Genomic DNA, 12,500 nt, shown 5'->3' on the forward strand with positions numbered 1-12,500 from the left:
TATGAAAAAATTAAGTTTTCTATTTGTTTGTGCAATTTTAGTAGGCCTGGTAGGGTGTAAGGAAGATTATCCCGATTTAGAGGATGGTCTTTACGCAGAATTCAACACGAGCCATGGCAGCTTTGTAGCCGAGTTATATTTTAAAGAAACTCCTATTACCGTAGCCAATTTTGTTTCTCTTGCCGAGGGTAAACCCCATAAAATGGTGGATAGCACTTATAAAGGAAAGAAATTTTATGACGGACTTACCTTTCACAGGGTAATAAAAGATTTTATGATTCAGGGTGGAGATCCTACCGGAACCGGATCCGGTGGACCTGGATACAGGTTTCCAGATGAAATCGTGGATTCTTTAAGCCACGATTCAAAAGGATATTTATCGATGGCCAATGCAGGCCCCGGGACCAATGGAAGTCAGTTTTTTGTAACACTTGCTCCAACAGAATGGCTGGATGGAAAACATACCATTTTTGGAAAAGTGCAGGAAGGGATGACCGTTGTAGATAGTATAGGTACCGTGGAAACTATTGGCCAGGATAAACCTGCAGAGGATATCGTGATAAAAGAGGTTAATATCATTCGGAAAGGGAATGATGCTAAAGTTTTCAACGCTGCCGAGGTATTTGAAAACAGCCTGGCAGAATTGAAAGCCGAAGAAGAAGAAATGCTTAAAAAACAGGAAGCTTCCAAAACAGCCAATGCTGAAAAGTTTGCGGCGATGAAGGAAGATGCGGAAGAACTTGAAAGCGGATTAATGATTCATTTCCTTGAAAAAGGAGAAGGCGATAAACCTACAGACGGTTCACAAGTAAAAGTTGATTACGCCGGATATTTTGCAGATGGAACTTTATTTGATACCAGTATGGAAGAAACTGCTGTTCAGGGTGGGGTATTCAATCAACAAAGGAAAGATCAGGTTGGATATAATCCTATGCTTATCCCTTATGGACCAGATGCGCAAGTGATTCCAGGATTTAAAGAAGGAATACAGCAAATGAAAGTTGGAGATAGAGCTATTATCTACATTCCATCACACCTTGCGTATGGAGAAAGAGGAGCCGGAAATGTTATCCCTCCAAATACAGATTTGATCTTCGAGTTGAATATGTTAGGAATTGAGGAATAACTAATGGAAATTTTTAAGCATACAAAAAGCCGGATCCACAAATGGATTCGGCTTTTTCTTTGAATTTTTATTCCTTTTTAAGAAACTACAGATTCAAATTTATTAACTTCCTGGAGGGTTGTCTTGATGTTGTCTCTTTGCATCTCCAAGACACTCTTTGTAGTTGAAGGCATGTTTTCTTCTCTAAGAATATCATTGTATTCTTCAACTGCTTTCCTCTCACCTCTTATGGTTTCTTCAAGGATCGCTTCTTCATTATCATTGCTAAAGGCGGTTTTTAAATTCATCCAACCTCTGTGAGCGTCTCCTTTTAGGCTTGTTCCTTTATCAGGACTCTCACCGTAAGTTTTGATTTCATTTTTTATTTGGTGACCAAATTCATTTCTGGTCTTAGCTTTTTTAAGGAAGAAATCTTTAAGATCCCGATTGTTCACTTTTTCAGCGGCTAGGTTAAATCCTGCTTCGGCATCATAGTTTTTGGTTAATAGATCGTTCAATTTGTTTGTAATCTTTTCTGTATACTTCATCTTCATTATCATTTTAGTTAGCGAAACATTGTTTACTTAAAATGCGTCTCGTTTACATTCATTCTTAATATAAGGCATAAAAGGCCTGAATGCAAGTAAATTAAGAGAGTTTAACGTAAAACCTTTAAGTTTAACACCAATTAAGTTTAATGAAGCCTTATGTTCGATTAATGAACTTACATCTGACAACATTCGGCTACATTTCTTTTTAATAATATTAATTCTTCTGTGGAATATTTTTCAGAATCTCCAGAACAAATTTCCAGTATTTCTGAGCCGATTTAATACTTGCGCGTTCATCGGGAGAATGTGCTCCACGAATGGTGGGGCCAAAAGAGATCATATCCATCTCCGGATAATGATTCCCTATAATTCCACACTCTAAACCTGCGTGACAGGCAGCAATGTCAGCTTTTTCATGAAACATTTTTTGATAAAGTTCATCCAGCACGGTTAAAATAGCAGAATCCCGGTTTGGTGCCCATCCCGGATAATCACCACTCAACTCAACATCAAATCCTGCTAATTCAAAACCGGATCTTAAACCGTTGGCAAGATCATCTTTTGAGGATTCTACAGAGGATCGGGTAAGACACTTTACAACAACATTTCCATCTTTAACCTCCACTCTGGCAACATTGTTCGAGGTTTCCACAAGCCCTTCTATTTCAGGACTCATTCTGTAAACTCCATTGTGAGCCGCATAAACAGACTTTAAAACCGCTTCCTGAACATTGGTTTCCATAATTTTTTCTGGAACTTCTACCTCAGTGATGCTCACTGCAAGGTTGGGCTCCAGCTTGATGAATTCATCCTTTATTTTCTCAATTTCACCCTCAAGTTCAAACAGCAATGCTTTTTCCTGAAGATCGTCCATAACAACAACAGCTTCACTTTCTCTAGGAATCGCATTGCGAAGACCTCCTCCGTTAATTTCAGATATTCTAAGATCCAGATTTTCGGAAACACTAAATAAAAGTCGGTTCATCAGTTTATTGGCATTTCCCAAACCTTTAATAATATCCATTCCGGAGTGACCACCTTTCAAACCATTTAGTGTGATTTTAAATGCTTTGGAATCTTTGGTTGTGTTTTCCTGCTTATAAGATCTTGTAGCCGTAACATCTACTCCCCCGGCACAACCTATTCCTATCTCATCGTCTTCCTCGGTATCCAGATTCAAGAGGATCTCTCCTTTAAGCATTCCCGGCTCAAGTCCTTTTGCTCCGGTCATTCCCGTTTCTTCATCTATGGTAAACAAAGCTTCCAGGGAAGGGTGCTGGATAGAATCACTTTCAAGAATTGCCATAATAGTGGCAACACCAAGACCGTTATCTGCTCCAAGAGTTGTCCCTTTTGCCCTTACCCAATCTCCATCTACATACATTTCAATTCCCTGTGTATCAAAATCAAACCGGGTATCATTGTTTTTTTGGTGCACCATATCCAGGTGTGACTGTAAAACCACCGCTTTTTTATTTTCCATCCCGCTCGTGGCCGGTTTTTTGATAATCACATTACCAACTTTATCAACGATGGTTTCAAGATTGAGTTTATTTCCAAAATTCTTAATGAATTCTATCACTCTCTCCTCCTTTTTTGAAGGGCGGGGAACCTCGTTTAAGTCGGCGAATTTGTTCCAAAGATTATTGGGTGCAAGGGATCTTATTTCTTCATTCATTATGTTGACTTTTATTGATTAATTAATATATTTCCCAAGGCTTGTTACAATAATTACCTTAGTTAGAAAGTTTGCTTTACTTAAATAATATAGTGTGTTCACAAAGGTATTAGTAATAAACAAAGCATGAAAATTTGTCGCTGCTTAATTAGTTTGTAATTTTAGAAAGTGAAAAAGAAGACCACGCTCATTTTAGCCATTTTATTACCTCTTCAATATATTGCGATAAAAATTATTGCGGGGTTTCCTGTTTTTATTGAAAACTGGTACAGCACAGGGTTATATCCATACATTTCCCGGATTATGCGTTACTCTCTGGGTGTTATTCCGTTTTCATTTGGAGATTTGCTCTATACCTTTTTTATTGTTTCTATAATACGATGGATTGTGTTAAGAGCAAAGTCACGCTTTCGAAATCCCAAAAAATGGATCCTTGAAATTTTTGCGGTTTTTTCTATCATCTATTTCTGTTTTCATATTTTTTGGGGACTAAATTATTACCGGCTTCCGCTGCATAAAACACTTAAAATCAAGAATACCTATACCACAGAAGAACTTGTTTTATTGACGGAAACCCTTATTAAAAAATCCAATGAAGTTCACGAAGAACTTATGGACAACGATTCTTTGAAAGTGCCTTATGAATTTAAAAAAGGAAAACTGCTTAAATCAACCATTGAAGGATTTGATTATTTAAGTGTTAATTACCCTAAACTCAATTATGAAGGAAGATCATTAAAACCATCCCTATACAGCATTCCGCTCACTTATATGGGTTTTAACGGGTACTTGAATCCGTTGACAAACGAAGCCCAGGTAAACACCCAAATAATACAGTATAAAATCCCAACAACCGCAAGCCACGAAATTGGACATCAACTGGGGTTTGCAAAGGAAAATGAAGCCAATTTTATCGCTTGTTTAGCAACTATGCATCATCCTGACCCGTATTTCAGGTATTCGGGCTTTACCTTCGCTTTACGTTATTGTTTAAATGAACTTTATATCCGGGACAAAACAAAAGCAGATGCCTTGTTGAAAAAAATTCATCCGGGAGTTTTGGAAAACTACAAGGAAGTACGCATTTTTTGGGAGGAACACAAAAATCCTTTTGAACCCATTTTTCAGTTCACCTATAATGGATTTTTAAAGGCTAATAATCAGCAGGACGGAATGAAAAGCTATAGCTATGTAGTGGCCCTGCTCGTCAATTATTTTGATGATGTAGAAAATGCCTTTTAAAGAAAATTCTATTTATTAAATTTTTCTTAAATTTCCTTTTTTAAATAAATTATTTTCAACAAAAAATTCACCCCACTATTTTATGAAATTTAAAATTTTAATCTTAACCCTTTTCCTGGCGCATAGTAGCTTGCAGGCCCAGGAGTATTTTCCGGATAATAAGGGAGTAAAAGCTAAAAACAATAATTATATGGTCTTTGAGAATGCAAAGATCCATGTAGATCCCAACACCATTATAGAGAATGGCATGTTTGCAGTAAGGAACGGTAAGATCACCGCCATTGGGAAATCAATCGTTGTTCCGGAAAACAGTATTCGTATTGACCTTAAAGGAAAAGAAGTATATCCTTCCTTTATAGATATTTACAGTGAATTTGGAATTAAAGAACCAACACGGGCAGGAAATGAAAACGGGGAACCGCAGTATGAGGCTAACCGCGAAGGATATTACTGGAATGACCACATTCGCCCGGAAAACAAAGCTATTGAACATTTTAGTTTTAATAAAGAGGAAGCTGAAAAACTCCATAAAAACGGATTTGGTGTGGTAAACACTCATGTAGCAGATGGAATAATACGCGGTAGCGGGATTTTGGTTGCACTTAAACCTGAGGGAACCGAAGGTGAGAGGATTATTAGCGACAGGTCTGCTCAATATTTATCTTTTGAAAAGAGCAATCAATCCCGGCAACTCTACCCCACTTCTATTATGGGCGCTATGGCCTTATTGCGCCAAACCTATTTGGATGCGTCATGGTATGCCCAGGGAAAATCAAAAAACAAAGATCTTGCTTTAGAAGCATTGAACAGAAATAAGGATCTGGTCCAGATCTTTAAAACAGATGACTTACTTGATGAACTTAGAGCAGATAAAGTGGGAGATGATTCTGGGGTTCAATATGTCATTTTTGGAAGTGGAAATGAATTTGAAAAACTTGATGAGATCAAAAACACCAATGCTACTATAATAGTTCCGCTTAATTTTCCTGAAGCATATGACCTTGAAGATCCTTTTATGGCAAATTATGTGAGCCTACAGGATATGAAACGTTGGAACCAGGCACCTACCAATTTAAAAATGCTTGCTCAAAAAGGAATCCCCTTTGTACTTACCACACATAACTTAAAAGATGAAAAGAAATTCAAACCTAATCTTCTAAAAGCTGTAGAATATGGATTGGATAAAAAAGCTGCACTAGCTGCGCTTACCACTACCCCTGCAAAAATAATAGGACAGGAAAATAAATTAGGCGTTTTAAAAGAAGGCGCCTGGGCAAATTTCCTGATCACTTCAGGAGATTTTTTTGATAAAGAAACTGTTCTATATGAAAACTGGGTTCTGGGAGAAAGAGCAATGCTGGAAAATATGAATGTGGTAGATCTTAGAGGAACCTATTCCCTGAAAGTGGATGAGAATCAATATGAATTGAAGATCTCCGGAAAACCAAACGATCCAAAAGCCGAAGTAAAACTAGGTGATAAAAAAATAAAATCCAAGCTATCCTATGACGATACCTGGATAAATTTACTACTTTCTTCCCCAGATTCTACCAAAACAGAGTTCACCCGCCTTCAGGCTAAAGTGACTTCAAAATCTGATGAGATTTCCGGTAAGGCTATTTTGAATAATGGTTCGGAAACTACCTTTACAGCGGTGAAAACCAAACCGGCGGCCGATGATTCCGATAAAAAAGAAAAAGAAATAAAGGTCTTTGAAGTACTCCCCGTAACGTTCCCAAATATGGCGTATGGAAATACCAGCCTTCCCAAGCAGGAAAACATTTTATTTAAAAATGCTACTGTCTGGACCAATACAGAGCAGGGAATTTTGGAAAATACAGATGTCCTGATCTCCAACGGAAAGATCTCAGCAATAGGAAAAGATTTAAACGCTGGAAACACCAGAGTTATAGATGCTACTGGAAAGCACTTAACCGCTGGAATTATAGATGAGCATTCACATTTAGCAGCCTCGGCCATAAATGAATCCGGACATAATTCTACTGCAGAGGTTACTATGGAAGATGTCATTGATCCCAATGACATCAATATTTACAGAAATTTGGCTGGTGGTGTAACCACGATTCAGCTCTTGCACGGATCTGCAAATCCAATTGGTGGGCGTTCTGCAATATTGAAGCTGAAATGGGGAGCTCCCGCACAGGATATGATCTTTAAAGAAGCCCCTAAATTTATAAAATTCGCTTTAGGCGAAAATGTAAAGCAGTCCAATAGAAGTAGCGCAAACCGTTTCCCACAAACCAGAATGGGCGTAGAACAGGTTTTTATAGATTACTTTGGAAGAGCTAAACAATATGAGCAGGAAAAGAAGAACGATAAAAATTTCAGAAAAGACCTTGAAATGGAAACCCTTGTTGAAATTTTAAATGGGGAACGTTATGTTTCAAGCCATTCCTACGTTCAAAGTGAGATCAATATGTTAATGAAAGTGGCAGAGGCATTTGACTTTAGAATAAATACCTTCACACATATTCTTGAAGGTTATAAAGTTGCCGATAAAATGAAGGAACATGGGGTTGGTGCTTCCACTTTTTCAGACTGGTGGGCATATAAATACGAGGTAAAGGATGCAATCCCATACAATGCAGCAATTATGTATGATGCAGGATTAACCGTTGCAATAAATAGCGATGACAGTGAAATGAGCCGAAGATTGAACCAGGAGGCTGCAAAAACTGTGAAATATGGAGGTGTTCCGGAAGAAGAGGCTTGGAAATTTGTCACTTTAAACCCGGCCAAACTTATGCATATTGAACAATATGTTGGAAGTGTTCAAACCGGAAGGGATGCCGATGTTGTTTTATGGTCCGGACATCCACTGTCCATTTACACCAAAGCAGAGAAAACCTTGATTGAAGGGGCTGTTTATTTTGATCTCGAAAAAGATAAAGCGATGCGGGAGGAAATTGAGCTTCAAAAAAACCTGTTAACGGGACAAATGCTGAGTGCTAAAAACGGAGGAGAAAAAACCCGACCTGTTAGCCCGAAAGAAGAACAGCATATTCACTGCAATACCCTGGAAATACATTAAAAAGTACAAAAATGAAAATATTTAGGACAACCATACTAATGCTGCTAATTTCCATTACCGGAAATATAACAGCCCAACAAACTCCTGCGCCCAAACAAACAGAAGCCGTCACAATAGTAGGCGCAAAGGCACATCTTGGGAACGGGGAAGTAATCGAGAACAGCCTTATTATATTTGAAAACGGAAAAATCACCCATGTCATGGATGCCCTTACTACCAAGATGCAGTACCGTGGCGAGATTATAAATGCGGAAGGGAAGCATGTGTACCCCGGTTTTATCGCACCAAATTCAACCTTGGGGCTTGTCGAGATCGCGGCAGTGCGAGCTACAGATGATGAAGATGAAATAGGAGAAATGTTACCGCATTTAAGGAGTTTGATCGCTTACAATGCCGAAAGTAAAATCGTGGAAAGCATGAGACCTAACGGGGTGTTGATTGGACAAATTACTCCGCGGGGAGGGACCATTTCCGGTACTTCCTCCATTGTTCAGTTTGATGCCTGGAACTGGGAAGATGCGGCGATAAAGAAAGATGACGGGTTGCATATCAACTGGCCAAATAGTTTTACAAGAGGACGTTGGTGGTTAGGTGAAGAACGTGGAATGAAACCGAATAAAGAATATGCAGATCAGGTTTTAAAATTATCTCAGTTTTTTAATAATTCCAAAGCATTTTTGGCAGGCAAACAAATAGATATTCATTTACCTTTTAAAGCGATGGAGACTGTTTTTACCGGACAAAAGAAAGTTTATATCCACGTTAACGGTGAAAAGGAGATTCTGGATGCGATTCAGTTTAAAAAAGATCAAAATTTAAATGAAATGGTACTGGTGGGAGCTTATGATGCTTATAAAGTTACGGATAAGTTGAAGGACAATAACATTGCTGTATTAGCTCAAAGGCCTCATCTAACTCCTAGTAATGATGGAGATCATTATGACGCTTCCTATAAATTGGCAAAAACCCTTTCAGACGCCGGAATTTTGGTGGGGTTGGAAGGCAGTGGCCAAATGGAAACCATGAACACACGAAATTTACCTTTTTATGCGGGAACGGTAGCTGCACATGGAATGGATAAAGAAGATGCTTTAAAACTGATCACTTCCAATACCGCAAAAATTTTGGGCATCGATGAGTTTGTTGGAACCCTGGAAGGAGGAAAAGATGCAACCTTATTTATAAGCGAAGGAGATGCACTAGATATGAGGGGCAATAGAATTATAAAAGCCTTTATTCAAGGACGGGAAGTTAGCCTTGAAACTCATCAAACAGAATTATATCAACGATATTCAAACAAGTATAAGTCTCAGAAAAAAAAGTAGATTCTATTTTCTGAGACTTTTCACCTAGTAACCCCGCCAGGCTTTCAACCCCAGGCGGGGTTATTAATTTTATGGGTTTTACAGCTCCTTTTTCCATCTTATCTGCTTATTTTAGCAGGATGATAAAACAGATCTCAAGCGCTCAAAATCCAGCGGTAAAAAGACTTTTACAGCTTCAGGAAAAGTCACGTTCCCGTAAAAAGGAAGGTGTTTTTATCGTGGAAGGAATAAGAGAAATAAGCCTTGCAATTAAAGGTGGTTTTGAAATTGATGAAATTTATTTTTGTGCTGAATTGTTTAATGAAGGACAACTTTCAGCCCTGCTCAAAAACATAACATATCACCCGGAGATCACAGAGCTTTCTGCCGATGTTTATAATAAGATCGCGTATCGCGGGAGCACCGAAGGATTGGTAGGGGTGGTTAAATCCAAAAATACCAGTCTGGAAAATCTTCAGTTGGATTCCAAAACCCCACTTATCCTTGTAGCTGAAGCACCCGAAAAACCGGGAAATATTGGAGCGCTTCTTCGCACCGCCGATGCAGCAAATTTAGATGCGGTTTTAATTGCAAATCCTAAAACCGATCTTTTCAACCCAAATATCATACGATCCAGCGTAGGTTGTGTTTTCAGCAATAAAATAGCAACCGGGACCACTTCAGAGATCATTAAATTTTTAAAAAATAAAAACATCGGTATCTATGCAGCAGCATTGCAGGCCTCAAAAAATTATAGTGCTATAGATCTCACTGCTCCTTGCGCAATAGTGGTTGGTACAGAAGCCACTGGCCTGAGCAAGGAATGGCTTGAAAATTCCAATCAAAACATCATTATTCCCATGCATGGAGAAATAGATTCCATGAACGTATCTGTAGCTGCAGGTATTATAATCTTTGAAGCAAAAAGGCAACGCGGGTTTTGAATTATTCAGAATCAGCCTTAAGACAACTAAAAAAGATCTCACATTTCCTGAAAAAAGTTGGTTTGGCCTTTTTTATTTTCCCGACAACAAAATACTCCTATTAAGACCGTAGATTCGGGATTCGTTAAATGGCTTTGATGTTTAGGATTGGATTTTCCCGTATCTTTGCAACTTGAAATTTCTTCAACCATAACAAGAACATACAATCATGGATTTTTCTTCCTTAGGCTTATCTCCCTCGTTACTCCAAGCATTGGCAGATCAAAATTACAATCGGCCATACCCCATTCAAAAGGAGGTAATCCCGGCAATTTTAAATGGAAAGGATGTCCTGGGAATTGGCCCAACAGGATCGGGAAAAACCGCGGGTTATGTATTGCCGGTTTTAATGAATTTAAGAAACAATACTACTTCAAAAAACAGGCACGTAAATGTTTTGGTTCTTGTGCCAACCCGTGAATTGGCAATGCAGGTAAGAGAAGTTTTCCGGTTGTTTGGATCGGCGCTTCCGGAACGAATAAAATCCCTGGCAGTTTTTGGGGGCGTTGCCATAAATCCTCAAATGAAGGCATTACAGGGTGTCAATATTTTAGTTGCTACTCCCGGAAGGTTATTGGAATTGGTTGAATCTAATGCCGTAAAATTATCCAATATCGAAACTCTGATTCTGGATGAGGCGGATAAAATGTTGAATCTGGGGTTCAAAGAAGAAATGAACCGCATATTTGCACTTTTGCCCAAAAAGCGTCAAAATTTACTGTTCTCTGCCACTCTGAATGACGATGTTACCAATATCAAACAAATCATTTTGCGCGATCCTCTGGTTGTTAAAATTGAACCGGAAAGCGATACGATTGACCTAATCACCCAACTTGCTTATTTTGTGCAGGAAGAAAAAAAAGGCCAACTCTTACGGTATCTCATCAAAAACAAGGATTTAAATCAGGTATTGGTTTTTACATCTTCAACTTATAAAGCAGATAATGTGGCCGATAAACTGCGCAAAAACGGAATAGAAGCCAAGGCAATTCACAGTAAAAAAAGTCAGAAAGCAAGGACCGAAGCTTTGAGTAAATTCAAATCCGGGGAACTGCGCGTTTTAGTTGCAACCGATTTAATATCACGGGGAATAGATATTCAGTTTTTGCCTTATGTGATCAATTATGAATTGCCCCGATCTCCCAAGGATTATATTCACCGCATAGGTAGAACCGGCCGCGCAGAATCTCCCGGAGAAGCGATCTCCTTTATTTCTCCTGAAGAAGAACATCACTTTAAGATCGTTCAGAAAAAGATGGGAAAATGGGTTACTATGATCGATACTGAAAATATAGAGCTTCATGGATATTAAACGCACCTTTAATTTTTAAAAACTAATCAATTTGACTCCACAAACCTTATTTTATATAATCGTTGCCATTATCATTATCGATTTTATAATCGATAAAGTTCTTGACACCCTTAATGCAAAGCATTTTGATGATGCAATTCCCAAGGAATTACAGGATGTCTATGACAAAAATGAATATGAAAAATCCCAGCGATACAAAAAGGAGCGTTACAGATTTGGCATGATCACTTCCACATTTTCTGTTTTACTAATGCTTGCATTTTTATTTTTTGACGGATTTGCCTATGTGGATTCCGTCGCTGGAAGTATTACCGAAAATTCAATCCTTATCGCTTTGATATTCTTCGGGGTTATACTGTTTGCAAGTGATCTACTTACACTACCATTTTCCTGGTACAGCACTTTTGTAATCGAGGAAAAGTATGGTTTTAACAAAACCACCAAAGCTACTTTCTTTTTGGACAAACTCAAGTCCTGGGTACTCATGGCTGTTGTGGGAGGAGGCATTTTGGCTCTTATCGTTTGGTTCTATACTATCACACAAGAGGAATTCTGGTGGTATACCTGGATCCTGGTAACAGTTTTCACCTTATTTGTAACCATGTTTTATGCAAAACTTATAGTTCCGTTATTCAATAAGCAAACTCCCTTACCGGAAGGTTCCTTAAGGTCTAAAATTGAAAATTATGCAGAAAAAGTAGGTTTTAAACTCAATAATATTTTTGTGATAGACGGTTCGAAACGCAGCACCAAAGCAAATGCATATTTTTCAGGGTTTGGTTCGGAAAAAAGAATTACACTGTATGATACACTTATCAATGACCTTGAGGAAGAAGAAATTTTAAGTGTACTTGCTCATGAAGTAGGACACTACAAGAAAAAACATGTTTTTGCAAATATCACCGCCTCTATTATTACAACAGGATTTACCCTTTGGCTCCTTTCCTTATTTGTAGGAAATCCACTATTATCAAAGGCATTGGGGGTTTCGGAACCGAATTTTCACATAGGATTAATAGCCTTTGGGATTTTATATAGTCCAATTTCTGAGGTTACAGGTCTTATTATGAATTACCTGTCCCGAAAATTTGAATATCAGGCAGATGATTTTGCGAAAAATACCTATAATGCGGAAGCTTTAATTTCGGGTTTAAAAAAGCTATCAAGAACCAGTTTAAGCAACTTAACTCCGCACAAAGCATACGTTTTCATGCACTACTCTCACCCTACTCTTTTACAACGATATAAAAACCTTCAGGGGTAGTTTGTAGTT

General features: G+C 38.3%; 9 protein-coding genes. 7 read left to right on the forward strand and 2 right to left on the reverse strand.

Annotated elements, in window-relative coordinates; translation table 11 throughout:
- Position 1 precedes the first annotated feature (1 nt).
- Positions 2-1,126 (forward strand): peptidylprolyl isomerase, encoded by a 1,125-nt coding sequence (locus GILLI_RS01265; protein WP_040506320.1) that lies wholly within the window; start codon positions 2-4, stop codon positions 1,124-1,126.
- Between the two features lie 77 nt (positions 1,127-1,203).
- Here GILLI_RS01265 and GILLI_RS01270 read toward each other — a convergent pair whose 3' ends face one another.
- Complete coding sequence (locus tag GILLI_RS01270) at positions 1,204-1,653, reverse strand: ferritin-like domain-containing protein (RefSeq protein ID WP_006987302.1); 450 nt, start codon at positions 1,651-1,653, stop codon at positions 1,204-1,206.
- Between the two features lie 217 nt (positions 1,654-1,870).
- Positions 1,871-3,334, reverse strand: a complete 1,464-nt coding sequence (locus tag GILLI_RS01275) for an aminoacyl-histidine dipeptidase (RefSeq protein WP_006987304.1) — start codon at positions 3,332-3,334, stop codon at positions 1,871-1,873.
- 168 nt (positions 3,335-3,502) lie between these two features.
- Between GILLI_RS01275 and GILLI_RS01280 the strand changes: the two genes are divergently transcribed.
- The 6 genes from GILLI_RS01280 to GILLI_RS01305 all read left to right on the forward strand — a co-directional run bounded on the left by GILLI_RS01280 (position 3,503) and on the right by GILLI_RS01305 (position 12,491).
- A complete protein-coding gene (locus GILLI_RS01280; protein WP_006987305.1) occupies positions 3,503-4,576 on the forward strand; it encodes a DUF3810 domain-containing protein in 1,074 nt (357 codons plus the stop codon).
- Between the two features lie 82 nt (positions 4,577-4,658).
- A complete protein-coding gene (locus GILLI_RS01285; protein ID WP_006987306.1) occupies positions 4,659-7,628 on the forward strand; it encodes an amidohydrolase family protein in 2,970 nt (989 codons plus the stop codon).
- 11 nt (positions 7,629-7,639) lie between these two features.
- The gene (locus tag GILLI_RS01290; protein WP_006987307.1) at positions 7,640-8,953 is read left to right on the forward strand and encodes an amidohydrolase family protein; all 1,314 of its coding nucleotides are present in this window, start codon (positions 7,640-7,642) and stop codon (positions 8,951-8,953) included.
- Positions 8,954-9,072: 119 nt separating this feature from the next.
- Entirely contained in the window at positions 9,073-9,876 is an 804-nt protein-coding gene (locus GILLI_RS01295; protein ID WP_006987308.1) for a TrmH family RNA methyltransferase, read from the forward strand.
- A 208-nt stretch (positions 9,877-10,084) separates the two neighbouring features.
- Positions 10,085-11,227, forward strand: a complete 1,143-nt coding sequence (locus GILLI_RS01300) for a DEAD/DEAH box helicase (RefSeq protein WP_006987309.1) — start codon at positions 10,085-10,087, stop codon at positions 11,225-11,227.
- Positions 11,228-11,258: 31 nt separating this feature from the next.
- Positions 11,259-12,491 (forward strand): M48 family metallopeptidase, encoded by a 1,233-nt coding sequence (locus tag GILLI_RS01305; protein ID WP_006987310.1) that lies wholly within the window; start codon positions 11,259-11,261, stop codon positions 12,489-12,491.
- Positions 12,492-12,500 lie beyond the last annotated feature (9 nt).

Origin of the sequence: Gillisia limnaea DSM 15749, assembly GCF_000243235.1 — a bacterium.
GTDB lineage: Bacteria > Bacteroidota > Bacteroidia > Flavobacteriales > Flavobacteriaceae > Gillisia > Gillisia limnaea.

Coding starts and splice junctions, on each gene's coding strand:
- GILLI_RS01265 (WP_040506320.1), top strand. CDS start 2: ATGAAAAAATTAAGTTTTCTATTTGTTTGTGCAATTTTAGTAGGCCTG.
- GILLI_RS01275 (WP_006987304.1), bottom strand. CDS start 3,334: ATGAATGAAGAAATAAGATCCCTTGCACCCAATAATCTTTGGAACAAA.
- GILLI_RS01270 (WP_006987302.1), bottom strand. CDS start 1,653: ATGAAGTATACAGAAAAGATTACAAACAAATTGAACGATCTATTAACC.
- GILLI_RS01300 (WP_006987309.1), top strand. CDS start 10,085: ATGGATTTTTCTTCCTTAGGCTTATCTCCCTCGTTACTCCAAGCATTG.
- GILLI_RS01295 (WP_006987308.1), top strand. CDS start 9,073: ATGATAAAACAGATCTCAAGCGCTCAAAATCCAGCGGTAAAAAGACTT.
- GILLI_RS01290 (WP_006987307.1), top strand. CDS start 7,640: ATGAAAATATTTAGGACAACCATACTAATGCTGCTAATTTCCATTACC.
- GILLI_RS01285 (WP_006987306.1), top strand. CDS start 4,659: ATGAAATTTAAAATTTTAATCTTAACCCTTTTCCTGGCGCATAGTAGC.